This is a genomic window from Streptomyces brevispora, from assembly GCF_007829885.1.
Lineage (GTDB): Bacteria > Actinomycetota > Actinomycetes > Streptomycetales > Streptomycetaceae > Streptomyces > Streptomyces brevispora.
Genome location: NZ_VIWW01000001.1, coordinates 4,875,390 through 4,892,221 on the forward strand (window position 1 = coordinate 4,875,390; position 16,832 = coordinate 4,892,221).

The window sequence follows — 16,832 nt, forward strand, 5'->3', positions numbered from 1 at the left end:
CCTTTGACCCAGACACGCGACGAACCCCACAACAGCACACGCGGCCGAGGAGTCACCCGGATGAGCACCACCCAGAGCGAGAAGCTGCGCGGGCTGGTCGAACCGCTCGTCAGCGCCGAGCAGCTGGATCTGGAAGAGATCGAAGTGTCCCGGGCCGGCCGTCGCCGGGTGCTGCGGATCATCGTGGACTCCGAAGAGGGCGTGGAGCTCGACACCTGTGCGGAGTTGAGCCGTGCGATCTCCGCGATGCTCGACGAGACCGATGTGATGGGCGAGGACGAGTACGTCCTGGAGGTCAGCTCTCCCGGTGCCGACCGCCCGCTGACCGAGCACCGCCACTACGTACGTGCCACCGGCCGCCTGGCCAGGCTCCAGCTGCGCGAGGGCGGCGAGCTGGTGGCCCGCATCCTCGCGGTCGACGACGAGGGTCTCGATCTCGAGGTGCCGGGTGTCAAGGGCCGCAAGCCCACGTCCCGCCGGATCGCCTTCGATGAGATCGCGAAGGCCCGCGTGGAGCTGGAATTCAACCGCAAGGACAAGAAGGAAGAGGAGGCGTAGCCGTGGACATCGATGTGAAGCTTCTGAAGGGCTTGGCGCAGGACAAGGAGATCCCGTTCGACGTGCTCGTCGAGGCGATCGAGTCGGCCCTCCTCATCGCGTACCACCGCACGGACGGCAGCCGGCGCCGGGCGCGCGTGGAGCTGGACGAGCGCGGTCATGTGACGGTGTGGGCGAAGGAGGACCCGGCCGATCTGGAAGAGGGCCAGGAGCCCAAGGAGTTCGACGACACCCCGTCGGGCTTCGGCCGGATCGCCGCGACCACCGCCAAGCAGGTCATCCTGCAGCGGCTGCGCGACGCCGAGGACGACCGGACGTTCGGCGAGTACGCGGGCCACGAGGGCGATGTCGTCACCGGCGTCGTCCAGCAGGGCAAGGACCCGAAGAACGTCCTGGTCGACATCGGCAAGCTGGAGGCCATCCTGCCGGTGCAGGAGCAGGTGCCGGGCGAGGAGTACACCCACGGCCTGCGGCTGCGCACCTATGTCGTACGGGTGGCCAAGGGAGTGCGCGGTCCGTCGGTGACGCTGTCGCGGACCCACCCCAACCTGGTGAAGAAGCTCTTCGCGCTCGAGGTCCCCGAGATCGCCGACGGTTCCGTCGAGATCTGCGCGATCGCCCGCGAGGCCGGCCACCGCACCAAGATCGCGGTCCGCTCCACTCGCTCCGGTCTCAACGCCAAGGGCGCCTGCATCGGCCCGATGGGCGGCCGTGTGCGCAATGTCATGGCCGAGCTGCTCGGCGAGAAGATCGACATCGTGGACTGGTCGGACGACCCGGCGGAGATGGTCGCCAACGCGCTGTCGCCCGCGCGGGTCAGCGAGGTCGAGGTCGTGGACCTCGGAGCGCGCTCCGCCCGGGTCACCGTGCCCGACTACCAGCTGTCGCTGGCGATCGGCAAGGAGGGGCAGAACGCCCGTCTCGCCGCCCGTCTCACCGGCTGGCGCATCGACATCCGCCCGGACACCGAGACGGACGCCGAGCGCGATGTCGCCGACCGCGAGCGGGCCGAGCGGGCCCGGGAGCGCGCCGAGCGGCGCTGATCCGGCGACGGTCCGGGGCGCGGAATCAAGCGCGGCACGGACCGGCCCGACCGCACGACAGGGAATAGATCTCGTCGGTATTCCGCTGAGATCACGACAACATCCGTTCGATCTTTACCCCAAACAGGTGAGGTCGGTACGGGGAGGTAGACTTAGACGTGTCTGGCCGGACGCACGCCCGAGCTTGCCCTGAGCGAACCTGTGTGGGATGCCGGGAGCGAGCGGCCAAGAGCGAGCTGCTGCGCATCGTGGCGGACGGGGACGCATGCGTCCCTGACCCTCGCGGTACGCTGCCCGGCCGGGGTGCATACGTACACCCCGAATCTGTCTGTCTCGACCTGGCGGTTCGCCGCCGGGCATTCCCCCGGGCCTTCAAGGCCAAGGGGCCGTTCGATCCCGCCGCGGTACAGCGGCTCGTCGAGCGGGTGACACCGTAGAAAATTGAACGGCACGGGTCCCCGTGCGGTCAGGTACCTCGCGAGTTGGAAGTAGGTCGAGATTGCGATGAGCACTCGATGAGTACGCGATGAGTACGCCCATGAAGTAGCGACGGTCCGGCGGTAACCCGGACCTAAAAGGAGCGAAGTGGCTAAGGTCCGGGTATACGAACTCGCCAAGGAGTTCGGGGTTGAGAGCAAGGTCGTCATGGCCAAGCTCCAGGAACTCGGTGAGTTCGTACGTTCGGCGTCCTCGACGATCGAGGCGCCGGTTGTACGCAAGTTGACTGACGCACTGCAGGGTCCCGGTGGTAACGCCGCCGGCAAGTCCGCTGCAAAGCCTGGCGCGCCCCGCAAGGCCGCCCCCGTGAAGCCCGCAGCGCCCTCCCCGGCCGCTGCGGCACGTCCCGCTGCCCCGAAGCCCGGCGTACCGGCTGCAAAGCCGGCCGCTGCCGAGGCTCCCGCGAGCAGCGCCCCCGCTGCGGCCTCCACGCCGTCCGCGGGCCCGCGTCCGGGCCCCAAGCCCGCACCCGTGAAGCCCGCCCCGGTGACCCCGGTGCCCGCAGCCGAGTTCTCGGCTCCGGCCCCGGCACAGCCGGCCGCACCGCAGCAGCAGCAGGCCCCGCGTCCCGCGGGTGCCACCCCGGGTCCCCGCCCCGCCCGTCCGGCTCCGGCCGGCGGTCAGCGTGACGGTGGCCGCGACGGTGGTCAGCGTGACGGCGGCCGTGGCGGCGAGCGCGACGGCGCCCGTGGCGGCGACCGTCCGGCACGTCCCGCGGGCCAGGGCGCCCCGCGCCCCGGCGGCGCACGTCCGGCGGGTCCCCGTCCGGGCAACAACCCGTTCACCTCCGGCGGCTCGACGGGCATGGCCCGTCCGCAGTCGCCCCGTCCCGGCGGCGCCCCGCGTCCCGGTGGCGGCTCGGAGCGCCCCGGCGCCCCGCGTCCGCAGGGCGGCCCCGGCGGCGCCCCGCGCCCGCAGGGTCAGGGCGGTGCACGTCCCTCCCCGGGCGGCATGCCGCGCCCGCAGGCTCCTCGTCCCGGCGGCGCCCCCGGCGCCGGCGGTAACCGTCCGAACCCGGGCATGATGCCGCAGCGTCCCGCTGCCGGCCCGCGTCCCGGTGGTGGCCCCGGCGGTGGCCGTGGTCCCGGTGCCGGTGGCGGTCGCCCCGGCGGCGGTGGCGGCGCAGGTCGTCCCGGTGGCGGCGGCTTCGCAGGCCGTCCGGCCGGTCCCGGTGGCGGTGGCGGCGGTTTCGCCGGTCGTCCCGGTGGTGGCGGTGGCGGCGCAGGCCGTCCCGGTGGTGGCGGCGGCTTCGGCGGTCGTCCCGGATTCGGTGGGCGACCCGGTGGCCCCGGTGCCCGTGGTGGCACGCAGGGTGCCTTCGGCCGTCCCGGTGGTCCCGCGCGTCGTGGTCGCAAGTCGAAGCGGCAGAGGCGTCAGGAGTACGAGGCCATGCAGGCCCCGTCGGTGGGCGGCGTCATGCTGCCTCGCGGCAACGGGCAGGCTGTCCGGCTGTCGCGCGGTGCCTCCCTCACCGACTTCGCCGAGAAGATCAACGCCAACCCGGCGTCGCTCGTCGGCGTGATGATGAACCTCGGCGAGATGGTCACTGCCACGCAGTCCGTCTCCGACGAGACGCTGAAGATGCTCGCGGACGAGATGAACTTCGTCCTGGAGATCGTCAGCCCCGAGGAGGAGGACCGCGAACTGCTCGAGTCCTTCGACATCGAGTTCGGCGAGGACGAGGGCGGCGAAGAGGCCCTGGTCTCCCGTCCGCCGGTCGTGACCGTCATGGGTCACGTCGACCACGGTAAGACCCGACTGCTGGACGCGATCCGCAAGACGAACGTCGTTGCGGGCGAGGCCGGCGGCATCACGCAGCACATCGGTGCGTACCAGGTCGGCGCCGAGGTCAATGGCGAGGACCGCAGGATCACCTTCATCGACACCCCGGGTCACGAGGCGTTCACCGCCATGCGTGCACGTGGTGCGAAGTCCACCGACATCGCGATCCTCGTGGTGGCGGCGAACGACGGTGTGATGCCCCAGACGATCGAGGCGCTGAACCACGCCAAGGCGGCCGACGTGCCGATCGTGGTCGCGGTCAACAAGATCGACGTCGAGGGTGCGGACCCGACCAAGGTGCGCGGTCAGCTCACCGAGTTCGGTCTGGTGGCCGAGGAGTACGGCGGCGACACGATGTTCGTCGACATCTCCGCCAAGCAGGGCCTCAACATCGAGGCTCTTCTGGAGGCCGTCGTCCTCACCGCCGACGCCTCGCTCGACCTGCGGGCCAACCCGGAGCAGGACGCGCAGGGTATTGCGATCGAGTCCCACCTCGACCGCGGCCGCGGTGCCGTCGCGACCGTCCTGGTCCAGCGAGGCACGCTGCGGGTCGGCGACACGATGGTGGTCGGCGACGCGTACGGCCGAGTCCGCGCGATGCTCGACGACAAGGGCGAGAACGTCGAGGAAGCGGGTCCCTCGACCCCCGTCCTCGTGCTGGGTCTCACCAATGTCCCGGGTGCCGGCGACAACTTCCTGGTCGTCGACGAGGACCGTACGGCCCGTCAGATCGCCGAGAAGCGTGCCGCTCGTGAGCGCAACGCCAACTTCGCCCGCAAGGGTGTCCGGTTCTCCCTGGAGAACCTGGACGAGGCGCTCAAGGCCGGTCTGGTCCAGGAGCTCAACCTCATCATCAAGGGCGACGCGTCCGGTTCGGTGGAGGCTCTCGAGTCCTCGCTGCTCCAGCTCGACGTCGGTGAAGAGGTCGACATCCGGGTCCTGCACCGCGGTGTGGGTGCGGTCACCGAGTCGGACATCGACCTGGCGACCGGCTCCGACGCCATCGTGATCGGCTTCAACGTGCGCGCCGCAGGGCGTGCCGCGCAGATGGCCGACCGCGAAGGTGTGGACGTCCGGTACTACTCGGTCATCTACCAGGCGATCGAAGAGATCGAAGCGGCCCTCAAGGGCATGCTCAAGCCGGAGTACGAAGAGGTCGAGCTCGGTACGGCGGAGATCCGCGAGATCTTCCGCTCGTCCAAGCTGGGCAACATCGCCGGTGTGCTGGTCCGGTCCGGCGAGGTCAAGCGCAACACGAAGGCGCGCCTGCTTCGCGACGGCAAGGTCATCGCGGAGAGCCTCAACATCTCCGGTCTGCGCCGCTTCAAGGACGACGTCACCGAGATCCGCGAAGGCTTCGAGGGCGGTATCAACCTCGGAAACTTCAACGACATCAAGATCGACGACGTCATCGCGACGTACGAGATGCGCGAGAAGCCGCGAGGCTGACCCGTACCTCAACAGTCGGGGCCGGTCGACGGGTCGTATTTCCGTCGATCGGCCCCGGCCGTTCCGTGTACGGTTCTTGTGTCCCTGCCAATCAACGGCGGGGCACGAACCCGAACCGGCGGGACATCCGGACACACATGTATGTGGGGACACTGTCCTTCGATCTGCTTCTCGGCGACGTACGGTCGCTGAAGGAGAAGCGTTCCGTGGTCCGTCCGATCGTCGCCGAGCTCCAGCGCAAGTACGCGGTGAGCGTGGCGGAGACGGGCGGCCAGGACCTCCATCGCAGGGCCGAGATCGGCCTGGCCGTGGTCTCCGGGGACACCGGGCACCTCAACGACGTGCTGGACCGGTGCGAGCGGTTGATCGCCGGCCGGCCGGAAGTGGAGCTGCTGTCCGTACGGCGGCGGCTGCACAGCGACGAAGACGATTGAGCAAGGCGAGAAGGAGACGGACCAGTGGCCGACAACGCGCGGGCTAAGAAGCTGGCGGACCTCATCCAGGAGGTGGTCGCCGAGAAACTGCAGCGCGGAATCAAGGACCCGCGCCTGGGTACGCACGTGACCATCACGGACACCCGCGTCACCGGCGACCTGCGGGAGGCCACGGTCTTCTACACGGTTTACGGCGACGACGAGGACCGGGCGAGCGCGGCAGCCGGCCTGGAGAGCGCCAAGGGCATCCTGCGCTCGGCGGTCGGGGCGGCGGCGGGGACGAAGTTCACCCCCACGCTCGCCTTCATGGCGGACGCGCTCCCCGAGAACGCCAAGGCGATCGAGGACCTCCTCGACCGGGCACGGGCCTCGGACGCCAAGGTGCGCGAGGCGTCCTCGGGCGCCACGTACGCCGGCGACGCCGACCCGTACCGCAAGCCGGAGGACGAGACCGACGAGGACACCGCCTCCGAATGACAGCGCAGAACAAGACGCCCCAGGAAGGGAGCGGGAGCGCAGCGACCTCGGGCACGGGTGGCGGCGGGCGACGGGAGGGCGGACTTGTCATTGTCGACAAGCCGTCCGGCTTCACTTCGCACGACGTCGTCGCCAAGATGCGCGGCATCGCCCGGACCCGCCGCGTCGGCCATGCCGGAACGCTGGACCCGATGGCGACGGGCGTGCTCGTGCTCGGTGTCGAGAAGGCCACCAAGCTCCTGGGCCATCTCGCGCTGACCGAGAAGGAGTACCTCGGTACGATCCGGCTCGGCCAGGACACCGTCACGGACGACGCGGAGGGCGAGATCATCTCGTCCACCGACGCCTCCGGTGTGTCACGCGCGGGCATCGACGCGGGCGTCGCCGAGCTGACCGGCGCCATCATGCAGGTGCCGTCCAAGGTCAGCGCCATCAAGATCGACGGCAAGCGGTCCTACGCACGGGTGCGCGGCGGCGAGGAGTTCGAGATCCCGGCCCGGCCGGTGACCATCTCGTCCTTCAAGGTCTACGACGTCCGCGAGGCCGTCGCCGAGGACGGCACCCCGGTGGTCGACCTCGTCGTCTCGGTGGTCTGCTCCTCCGGTACGTACATCCGGGCCATCGCCCGTGACCTTGGCGCCGGACTCGGAGTGGGCGGGCATCTGACCGCGCTGCGGCGCACCCGCGTCGGTCCGTACGGCATCGACGGGGCGAGGACGCTGGACCAGCATCAGGAAGAGCTGGTCGTGATGCCGGTGGCCGAGGCCGCCGCTTCGGCGTTCCCGCGCTGGGACGTCGACGAGAAGCGGGCCAAGCTGCTGCTGAACGGGATGCGGCTGGACATGCCCGCGTACCCGCCGGGGCCGGTCGCGGTCTTCGGGCCCGACGGGCGGTTCCTGGTCCTCGTGGAGGAGCAGAAGGGCAAGGCCAAGAGCCTCGCCGTCTTCGGCTGAGCGTCTGCGGCTGAACGCCTTCGGCGTCCGCATCGTGGAGCGGGCAGGGCCCCTGTGCCCGCTCCACGGTCCCCCACCGATTCCTGTCCACGGAACGCTCCTGATTCACCCCAATGGGCAGGCGCTCGGAGTGAATCAGGGGTGCATACGGGGGCGCTTTTACTCCGATTGTCTCTTGGCGATCACCGCGGACCTAACGTCGGATCATGGGATGCGGGGACCGGGCGACGCTGGTACGACTGTGCGATCCGGCCGGCCGGCCGAGAGGGACCGGGTTCGTCGCGGACGACCGGGGAACGGTTGTGACCAGTCACGAGGCGGTCGAGGGGGTCACACACCTCGTCCTGCACGGCACGGACGGACGCAGCTGCCGCGTCGAGGCCGATGACATCACCGCCCTGCCCGAGCTGGATCTCGCGCTCCTGCCCACCGGTGGACCGGAGGCGCTGGGTGGCAGGCCGCTGCCGATCGTGCTGCGGGAGCGGATCGAAGCCGGCACGTATGTGACGATCGCCGCGCACGGCTGGCGCGAGGCACGCGTCCTGGGCCCGGTCCCGGTGACGTACACCGCCGGCGGCGGCACCCACCGGATCGACCGGGCGCTGGAACTGGCCCTCGGCACGGACGGGCGCGACGCGCTGCGGCTCGGCGGTGCGGCCGTGGGCGGGCCGGTCCTCGACCCGGACACCGGAGCGGTCGTCGCGGTTCTCGGCACCGCTCTGCGGGCCGGGCACGCGGCCGCCGGATGCGCGGTACCGCTGGCCGGGGCGGGCGACGGGGGACCGCTGGACGCCCTGCTGCGGCGCAACGCCATGAGCGTCCCCGGCTACGGCCGCGATCTCAACCTTGCCGGAGCCCTCCAGCTGACCGCCATGTCCGTCGGTTCGGCGGGCGGACCGAGCGCCTGGCCCGATCCGGTGGAACGGCCCGAGGCCACCGCGGAGTTCAGCGCGTTCGCCGCGGCCGGTCCGACGGCTCCCGGCGAGGAGCCCGCAGTGGTTCTCGGTCTCGTCGGAGAGCCGGGTACGGGCCGCACCACCGAACTCGCCGCGCTCGCCGCCCGGCGGGCCCGCGGCCCGGTGCCCGCGCTCACCGTGTGGCTGCGCGGCGCCGATCTGCTGGCCGACGACACCTCCCTCGCCGACGCGATCGCCCGCACGCTGCGGCAGGCCGGACGCATCGTCACCGCCGCCGGAGCCGTCGGCGACATGACGGCCGCCACCCCGGAGCGGGTGGCCCGGCTGGCGGCGGACTCCGGCAGCCCGCTGCTCGTCCTGCTGGACGGCCCGGAGGAGATGCCGCCCGTCCTGGCGCACCGGCTGGCCCGGTGGAGCGCGGGCACGGTCGGCTGGCTGCGGGCGAACGGGGCGCGGCTCGTCGTCGCCTGTCGCCCCGAGCACTGGGAGACCGCCGGAGCACTCTGCCCGCCCGGCGCGCTGCACCGCCCCGCCAAGCCCGCCCGGCGGCTGCCGTCCGCCGTGCGCATCGAGGACTTCACCGTGGGTCAGGCCGAGGCGGCCCGGCAGCGGTACGCGCTCCCGCCCGACGCGCTCGCCCCCGGCCACGACCGGCACCCGCTCACCTTGCGGCTGCTGGCCCAGGTGCGCGAGGCCCTGCCCCCGGACACGCGGGGGCGGCCCGGTACGGAGGAGGTCTTCGGCGCGCACCTGGACCTGATGTGCCTGCGCATCGCGGTCCGGATCGCCGCCGAGTGCCGTCCGGCACCGCGGGGCACGGCGGTACGGCGGCTGGCGGCGCGGGTGGCGGGGCAGGTCCACGAGGCGGCCCGGCGCTGTCTGGGACCGGGGCAGGGAGAACTGGACCGGGCCGCGTTCGAGGAGGTCTTCCCGTGGCGCACGGGCTGGGCGCCGGCCGTGCTCACGGAAGGGCTGCTGGTCCCGGCGGGAGCGGGCTACCGCTTCGCGCACGAGGAGCTGGGGGACTGGGTCCAGGGTGCGCATCTGGACCTGGACGCCGCGCTGCGGGCACTGGTGCACCGCTGGCATTCCGCGGGCGCTTCCGCGGGCGTTTCCGCAGGTGCTCCTGCAGGTGCTTCTGCTGGGGAGGGCGGCGGGCGGGTCCCGCACCCCCGAAGGCCGGGCGCGGTCGGCGGGCCCGGGACCGCGGCTGTACCCGCCTCCCTACCCGCGCCTGTACCCGCCTCCGCCTCCGCCTCCGCCTCCGCCTCCGCCTCCGCCTCCGCCTCCGTCGCGGGAGCGGGAGCGGGCGAGGGTGGGAGTGCGGGAGCGGAAGTGGGAGCGGGAGTGGCTGCGGGCGCCGATGATGTGGAGCCGCACACCCTTCCCGTGCCGCGCCATCGGATCGGCCCCGTGATCCAGGCGCTGCTGCTCCTGGGCCGCCGTCAGGGCCCCGCCGCGCTGGCCCACCGGCTGGCCGACCTGATCGAGGCGCTGGACCGGCTGCCGGTGGAACGGGACGACGCGGTGGTGAGGACCGGCGGACAGGGCCCGTCGGCAATCGGCCCGGCGCCCACGGCGGCACGGGAGGCCGCGACCGGCTCCGTCCCCGCTGTCCCCGGCACCGGTCCGCGCGCGGCCTTCGGCACCGCCACGGCCGTGCGCCCGACCGGCGCCCCCACGGCCGTGCGCCCGACCGGCGCCCCCGCCGCCGTGTGCCCGAGCGGTACCGCGGCCGCGCCGCCCCCGACCGGCACCGCCACGGCCGTGCGCCCGACCGGCGCCCCCGCCGCACCGCCCGCCGCCCGTGACGGTGGCTGCCCGCCTCCGGACGCCCGTTGGTGGGCCGCTCATCTGCTCGCCGAGACACTGCTGCGGGTGCCCGACGCCCGCCCGCATCTCGGGGTGCTCCGGCTGCTCACCGGACGCATCGTCCGGAGCTCGGCCGAGGCGGGCGGGTCCGGCGCGCAGGGTGTGTACGCGGAGTTCGGGCCATGGTTCTGGCGGCGGCTGCGGCTGCCCGAGGCGGACCGGATGGATCTGTTCCGGCGGCTCGTCCCCGCTGACGGACCGCCGTGCGCCGAGGGCGACGCCGATGGCGGGCGCTTCCTGGACGCCGTGGCACGGCGCCTCGCCGCCCATCCGCGTACCCTCCAGCCGCTCCTGTGCACCTGGTTCACCGACGAGCAGCCGCTCGCCGGTGAGGAGGAGGAAGTGGTGGCGATGCGCCCGACCGTCGCGGCAGCCGCGCAGGCCCTTCTCTACGCCCGCCGCGACCTCGCCGTGGACGACCTGGCCGACGCGCTCGTCTCGACCGACCACCCCCGCGCCGGGGAACTGCTCGCCGCGCTGGCCGAGGACGAACCCTCGGCGCTGTGCCGGGCCGTCGAGCGGTGGTCGCGCGACGACCGCCGCACCCGGCGGATCGCGGCAGCCTCCTACGGAGCGGTCCTCGCACCGCACCTCACCGGCGACGCCGACCGGGCCCTGCTGCGCCGCTCCGTCCTCGCCCTGCTGGCCCGCCCCGGCGACACCGATCTGCACGGGCCCGCGCTGGCCCGGCTCGTGGCCGATCCGGAGACCAGGGACCGCTATCTGCCGCAGGCACTGCGGGTCTTCGCCGCGGACGGCCCCCGGCTGTCCCCGGCCGCGCTCGCCGTCGCCCTGCCCACGCACCCCGAGCCGGTGCTGACCGCGTACCGCGACCGTCTCGTGCGGCCCGGGGACAGCGCGGGCGACGTGCTGCGCGCCCTCGCCGGGATCGATGCCCCAGCGCTGGCCCTGCACGCCGCCGGGCTCGTGCGGGCGTACGTCGACAGCCACCCCGAGGACACCGTGCACGCCGCGGCGTACCTCGACCGCAGGCTGGAGCACGGGCCCGCCGCCCGCGCCCTGCTGCTTCCCCTGCTGACCGGGCTGCTCCGGGACCGTCCCGCGACCGCGCCGGTCCGCGGCGCGCTCGCCGGGGTACTGGCCTCGCCCGGCAGCCCGGCCTCGCAGCCGCTGCGCGACGAATTACTGGAAGTGCTGCTGGACTTCGAGCAGGGCGGCGCCTACCGGGACCCGATCGTGCTGGACGCCCTGCTGCGGGCTGCCGCGGCCGGCTGTGCCGGGCGCAGCCGGGCCCGTACCAGGGCCCTGGTCCACCGCACCGGGACGCTGCTCGTCCGGACGCCCGAAGGCGCCGGACGGTTCGACCGCCGGCTGGTCGAACTGGCCCGTGACGTACCCGGATTCGCCGCCCTGGTCAGCGGGTGGCTGGCGGACGCCCCGCAGGAGTGGGCGGCGGTCGTCGGTGCCGGTGCGCGGCGGACGATGGAGGCCCTCGGGACCCCCACGCCCATGCCGATGCAGGCCGCAGGGCGTGAGCATGGCAGTCTTAGACCTGCGTAAGAGACAAACCCACGTACACAGGTTCGGGCGAGGAGCGGTCAGAGTGCAGCGCTGGCGTGGCTTGGAGGACATCCCCCAGGACTGGGGACGCAGCGTCGTCACCATCGGCTCCTACGACGGGGTGCACCGCGGACACCAGCTGATCATCGGCCGGGCCGTCGAGCGGGCCCGTGAGCTGGGCGTCCCGTCGGTCGTCGTGACCTTCGACCCGCACCCCAGCGAGGTCGTCCGGCCCGGCAGCCATCCGCCGCTGCTCGCCCCGTACCACCGCCGTGCCGAACTGATGGCGGAACTCGGCGTGGACGCGTTGCTGATCCTGCCGTTCACCACCGAGTTCTCGAAGCTCGCCCCGGCCGACTTCATCGTCAAGGTGCTCGTCGACAAGCTCCATGCGCGGCTGGTCATAGAGGGCCCCAACTTCCGCTTCGGCCACAGGGCCGCGGGGAACGTGCAGCTGCTCGCCGAGTGCGGCGGTACGTACGACTACCGGGTCGAGGTCATCGATCTGCGGGTGCGCGGCGAGGCGGGCGGCGGCGAGCCGTTCTCCTCCACGCTCACCCGGCGCCTGGTCGCCGAGGGCGATGTGGCCGGCGCCGCCGAGATCCTGGGCCGCCCGCACCGCGTCGAGGGCATCGTCGTCCGTGGTGCGCAGCGCGGACGCGAGCTCGGCTTCCCCACCGCGAACGTGGAGACCCTGCCGCACACCGCGATCCCCGCCGACGGTGTGTACGCGGGCTGGCTGAACGTGAACGGTGAGTCGATGCCCGCCGCGATCTCGGTCGGCACGAACCCGCAGTTCGACGCCACCGAGCGGACGGTGGAGGCGTACGCGATCGACCGGGTCGGCCTCGATCTGTACGGGCTGCACGTCGCCGTGGACTTCCTCGCCTACGTACGCGGGATGCTGAAGTTCGATTCGATCGACGAGCTGCTCGTGGCGATGGCCGCCGATGTGAAGCGGTGCAGCGAGCTGATCGCCGCGTACGACCGGGGCTGAGCTCCGCGTATGACCGGGCTGTGCTCGGTGTACGGCGAGGGCCGAGCCACCCGTCCGGTGCGCCGGGAGCGCCCTGCGTCCATGTGGCGGGACCCCGCGCACAAGCCGCAGCGCTCAGCGTTTCGGCACGGAGGCTCACTTAGGGTGGGGCGCGTCCTGGCCGGGTGAGCCGGGCCGGAGGCGGAGGTCCGTACCGTGCGTGAACTGCTCTCTGAACTGCGTGCCTGGGACGACGCCGGTACGCCCTTCGCCCTGGCGACCGTCGTCTCCGTCCGGGGCAGCGCCCCGCGGGCCCCCGGCGCGGCGATGGCGGTGACCGCCGACGGCGCGGTGGCGGGTAGCGTGTCCGGCGGCTGCGTCGAGGGCGCGGTGTACGAGGTGGCGGGCGAGGTGCTCGCCACCGGAAGCCCGCAGCTCCAGTCGTACGGGATCAGCGACGACGAGGCGTTCGGTGTCGGCCTGACCTGCGGCGGCACCATCGAGGTCCTGGTCGCGCCCTTCGCGGCGGAGGCCGACCGCGCATGGCTCCGGGGGGTCACCGACTCGATCGTGCGTGGTGAGCCCGTCGCCGTGGCCACCGTCCTGCCGGGCGCCGCGGCGGCCGGTGCCCGGCTGGTGGTCCGGGCCGGCAGCGCACGGGGCTCGCTCGGCAACGAGGGGCTCGACGCGGCCGTCACCGACGACGCCCGAGGCCTGCTCGCCCAGGGGGCGACCGGCCGGCAGTGGTACGGGGTGCGCGGGGAGCGCCGGATGCAGGACGTCCCCGTCTTCGTCCAGACGTACGCGCCACCGCCCCGCATGCTCGTCTTCGGCGCCATCGACCACGCGGCCGCGACCGCGCGCATCGGGTCGTTCCTCGGGTACCGGGTCACCGTGTGCGACGCCCGTCCGGCCTTCGCGACCCGTGAGCGGTTTCCCACCGCCGATGAGGTCGTCTGCGCCTGGCCGCACACCTATCTGTCGGACACGGACATCGACGGGCGCACGGTCGTCTGCGTCCTGACACACGATCCGAAGTTCGATGTCCCGCTGCTGGTGTCCGCGTTGCGCACACCGGCCGCGTACATCGGTGTGATGGGGAGCCGGCGCACCCATCGCGACCGGCTCGCACGGCTGCGGGAGGAAGGGGTGGACGAAGCCGATCTGGCCCGGCTCGCCTCACCCGTCGGGCTCGACCTGGGGGCCCGTACGCCGGAGGAGACGGCCGTCTCGATCGCGGCGGAGATCATTCAGCACCGCTGGGGCGGCACGGGGCGGCCGCTCGGCGAACTCAGGGGCGCGATCCACCACGAGCACCCGTAGCAGGGGGAACGGGCAGGCCCGGAGACCCGGACCTGCCCGCACACACCGTTTCGGCCCCTAAGCCCGCGCCGCCACCGTCGCGTTCGCCCAGTGGCACGCCACCTGTGTCTCGCCGCCCCCGGCCAGCACGGGCAGATCCTTCGTACGGCACGCGTCCGCGACACCCGCGCGCTCCGCCTCGCCGGAGGCCAGGACCTGGCAGCGCACATGGAAGCGGCAGCCGGACGGCACCTTGGACGGGTCCGGCGGCTCACCGGTCAGCACCACCGGATCGCCCTCCGCCTCCGGCAGCACCGACAGCAGCGCCTGGGTGTAGGGATGCCGGGGAGCCGTGAGGATCTGCTCGACGTCACCGGTCTCCACGATCCGGCCGAGATACATCACCGCCACCCGGTCCGCGATGTTCCACGCCAGACCGAGATCGTGCGTGACCACCAGTGCGGACAGGCCCAGTTCGTCCCTCAGCCGCAGCAGCAGCGCCAGGATCTCGCCGCGCACCGAGGCGTCCAGCGAGGCCACCGGCTCGTCGGCCACGATGAGTTCCGGTTCCAGGACCAGGGCGCCCGCGATCACGACCCGCTGACGCTGACCGCCCGACAGCTCGTGCGGGTAGCGCAGGAAGAACCGCTCCGGGGGCCGCAGCCCCGCCCGGGACAGGGCGTCCGTCACCGCCGCCCGCTCGTCGCCGCCGTACCGGTGGATCCGCAGGCCCTCGGCCACGGCGTCGTACACCGTGTGCCGCGGGTTCAGCGAACCGCTGGGGTCCTGGAGCACCAGCTGGACCCGCTTGCGGTACGCCTTCAGCGCACGGCTCCCGTAGTCCAGCGGCCTGCCGCCGAAGGTGATCTGCCCGGAGGTCGGCGGGACCAGGCCCAGCAGCGACCGGGCCAGCGTCGTCTTGCCGCACCCGGACTCGCCGACCAGTGCGACGATCTCGCCCGGCCTGATGTCCAGGTCGACCCCGTCCACGGCACGCGCGGGTTCGGCTCCGTGCCTGCCGGGGAAGGTGACCTGCAGCCCCTGCGCGCTGAGCAGGTCCGTGGTGGTGGTCATGATGTGCTCCTTGCTTCCTCGGCGCCCGGCAGGGCCGGGGCGGCGGCCCCTTCCGGGCCCACCAGCACGCAGGCGGCCTGGCGTCCGGGCCCGGAGTCCCGCAGCTCCTGGTCCTGTGTGGTGCAGGAGTCCAGGGCCACCGGACAGCGCGGGTGGAACGTGCAGCCGGCCGGCAGCGCCGACGGGTCGGGCGGATCGCCCGGCAGCCCCCGGGGAGCGAACCGGGAGGCCGGGTCCCCGATGCGCGGGAAGGCGCCCGACAGGGCCTTGCTGTACGGGTGGGTCGCGCTCTCGTAGACCTCGGACGCGGGGCCCTCCTCGACGACCCGCCCCGCGTACATCACCGCGAGCCGGTCGCAGGTGTCCGAGAGCACCGCCAGGTCGTGGCTGATCATGATCAGCCCGAGGTCCTGCTCGGAGACCAGCTCCTCGATCAGGCGCAGGATCTGCGCCTGGATCATCACGTCGAGGGCTGTCGTCGGCTCGTCGGCGATGATCAGCCCCGGATCGCAGGCGAGCGCCATCGCGATCATCACGCGCTGCCGCTGTCCGCCGGAGAGCTCGTGCGGATAGGCGTCCGCCCGCGCGGCGGGCAGCCCCACCTGTTCCAGCAGCTCGCCGGCCCGTTTCCTGGCGGCGGCCTGACTCGTCCGGCGGTGCAGCACGATCGGCTCGGCGATCTGGTCCCCGACGCGGTGCACCGCGTTGAGCGAGTGCATCGCGCCCTGGAAGACGATCGAGGCACCGGCCCAGCGCACGGCCCGGACCTGCCCCCACTTCATGCCGAGGACGTCCTCGCCGTTCAGCAGGATCTCACCGGAGACCTTCGTGCCGGCCGGCAGCAGACGCAGCAGCGCGAGCGCCAGCGTCGACTTCCCGCAGCCCGACTCCCCGGCGATGCCGAGTTTCCGGCCCGCTTCGACCTCCAGATTCACCCCGCGGACCGCCTGGGCCCCGCCGGCGTACGTCACCGTCAGGTCGCGTACCTGGAGAAGAGGCGTCTTGCGGATGCTCGTCGTGCTCAACGGGCCACCCCCAGCTTGGGATTGAGGACGGACTCGATGGCGCGCCCGCACAGGGTGAACGCCAGCGCGACCAGGGCGATGGCGATACCGGGCGGCGCCAGGTACCACCAGTCGCCCGCGCTCACGGCGCCGGCCTCGCGCGCGTCCTGGAGCATGCCGCCCCATGAGGTGATGGTCGGGTCGCCGAGGCCGAGGAAGGCCAGGGTGGCCTCGGTCAGGATCGCGCTGGAGATCACCAGCGTGGTCTGGGCGAGGACCAGCGGCATCACGTTCGGCAGCACGTGACGGCTCATGATGTGGCCGTGGCCGCCGCCCAGCGCCCGGGCCCGTTCGATGTAGGGGCGGGACTCCACGGCCAGCGTCTGCGCCCGCACCAGACGGGCCGTCGTCGGCCAGGTGGTGACGCCGATCGCGATGATGACCGTCCACAGGGAGCGGTCCATCACGGTGGCGAGCGCGATCGCCAGGACCAGGGTCGGCATCACCAGGAACCAGTCGGTGACCCGCATCAGGACCGTCGAGTACCAGCCGCGGAAGTGTCCGGCGAGGATGCCGACGACCGTACCGATGGCGACGCACAGGAACGCCGCGAGCAGCCCCACCGTCAGCGAGACCCGTGCTCCCCACACCAGCAGGGCGAGCACGCTCCGTCCGAACTGGTCCGTGCCGAGCGGGAACTCACCGCTCGGCGCCTCCAGCGCACCGCCCGGGGCGGCGGTGACGCTCTGCGAGTCGGTACCGACCAGCGCCGGCGCGAACAGGGCGATCAGCCCGATCAGGATGAGCCCGGCCAGGCCCCACAGGCCGCCAGGGTGCCTGCGGTACTCGCGCCAGAAGCGGGCCACGGAGCGGCGCTTGCGGGCCCGTGCCAGCGCGCGAGGGCTTTTGGCCGCCGCGGCCCCGGGCCCTTCGGGCGTCGGCTTCTCGGCCTCGGGCGTGGAGGCGGGCATG

General features: G+C 72.8%; 13 protein-coding genes. 10 read left to right on the forward strand and 3 right to left on the reverse strand.

Annotated elements, in window-relative coordinates:
- Positions 1-60 precede the first annotated feature (60 nt).
- The 10 genes from rimP to FHX80_RS22770 all read left to right on the forward strand — a co-directional run bounded on the left by rimP (position 61) and on the right by FHX80_RS22770 (position 13,803).
- Positions 61-558: a ribosome maturation factor RimP gene (gene rimP, locus FHX80_RS22720; RefSeq protein WP_145765883.1), complete on the forward strand. Its 498-nt coding sequence runs from the start codon at positions 61-63 to the stop codon at positions 556-558.
- 2 nt (positions 559-560) lie between these two features.
- Positions 561-1,601: a transcription termination factor NusA gene (gene nusA, locus FHX80_RS22725; RefSeq protein WP_145765884.1), complete on the forward strand. Its 1,041-nt coding sequence runs from the start codon at positions 561-563 to the stop codon at positions 1,599-1,601.
- A gap of 158 nt (positions 1,602-1,759) precedes the next feature.
- On the forward strand, positions 1,760-2,038 hold the full coding sequence (locus tag FHX80_RS22730) for a YlxR family protein (RefSeq protein WP_208764704.1): 279 nt from the start codon (positions 1,760-1,762) through the stop codon (positions 2,036-2,038).
- Positions 2,039-2,186: 148 nt separating this feature from the next.
- Entirely contained in the window at positions 2,187-5,330 is a 3,144-nt protein-coding gene (gene infB / locus FHX80_RS22735; protein WP_145765886.1) for a translation initiation factor IF-2, read from the forward strand.
- 137 nt (positions 5,331-5,467) lie between these two features.
- Positions 5,468-5,764 carry a DUF503 domain-containing protein gene (locus FHX80_RS22740; protein ID WP_145765887.1) on the forward strand — a complete coding sequence of 99 codons (297 nt, stop codon included), beginning with the start codon at positions 5,468-5,470 and terminating at the stop codon, positions 5,762-5,764.
- A gap of 24 nt (positions 5,765-5,788) precedes the next feature.
- Positions 5,789-6,241, forward strand: coding sequence for a 30S ribosome-binding factor RbfA (rbfA, locus tag FHX80_RS22745; protein WP_123462623.1), 453 nt, complete (start codon positions 5,789-5,791; stop codon positions 6,239-6,241).
- Positions 6,238-7,194, forward strand: a complete 957-nt coding sequence (truB, locus tag FHX80_RS22750) for a tRNA pseudouridine(55) synthase TruB (RefSeq protein WP_145765888.1) — start codon at positions 6,238-6,240, stop codon at positions 7,192-7,194. Before rbfA ends, truB begins: the two co-directional genes overlap by 4 nt.
- A 206-nt stretch (positions 7,195-7,400) precedes the next feature.
- Entirely contained in the window at positions 7,401-11,504 is a 4,104-nt protein-coding gene (locus tag FHX80_RS35220; protein WP_208764705.1) for a trypsin-like peptidase domain-containing protein, read from the forward strand.
- A 43-nt stretch (positions 11,505-11,547) separates the two neighbouring features.
- Positions 11,548-12,501: a bifunctional riboflavin kinase/FAD synthetase gene (locus FHX80_RS22765; RefSeq protein ID WP_145765889.1), complete on the forward strand. Its 954-nt coding sequence runs from the start codon at positions 11,548-11,550 to the stop codon at positions 12,499-12,501.
- A gap of 195 nt (positions 12,502-12,696) precedes the next feature.
- Positions 12,697-13,803 carry an XdhC family protein gene (locus FHX80_RS22770; protein WP_145765890.1) on the forward strand — a complete coding sequence of 369 codons (1,107 nt, stop codon included), beginning with the start codon at positions 12,697-12,699 and terminating at the stop codon, positions 13,801-13,803.
- Positions 13,804-13,860: 57 nt separating this feature from the next.
- Here FHX80_RS22770 and FHX80_RS22775 read toward each other — a convergent pair whose 3' ends face one another.
- The 3 genes from FHX80_RS22775 to FHX80_RS22785 are packed head-to-tail and all read right to left on the reverse strand — an operon-like array spanning position 13,861 to position 16,831.
- On the reverse strand, positions 13,861-14,856 hold the full coding sequence (locus FHX80_RS22775; RefSeq protein WP_145765891.1) for an oligopeptide/dipeptide ABC transporter ATP-binding protein: 996 nt from the start codon (positions 14,854-14,856) through the stop codon (positions 13,861-13,863).
- Entirely contained in the window at positions 14,853-15,881 is a 1,029-nt protein-coding gene (locus tag FHX80_RS22780) for an ABC transporter ATP-binding protein (protein WP_145765892.1), read from the reverse strand. The genes FHX80_RS22775 and FHX80_RS22780 overlap by 4 nt, the downstream gene beginning before the upstream one ends.
- Complete coding sequence (locus tag FHX80_RS22785; RefSeq protein ID WP_145767443.1) at positions 15,878-16,831, reverse strand: ABC transporter permease; 954 nt, start codon at positions 16,829-16,831, stop codon at positions 15,878-15,880. Before FHX80_RS22785 ends, FHX80_RS22780 begins: the two co-directional genes overlap by 4 nt.
- Position 16,832 lies beyond the last annotated feature (1 nt).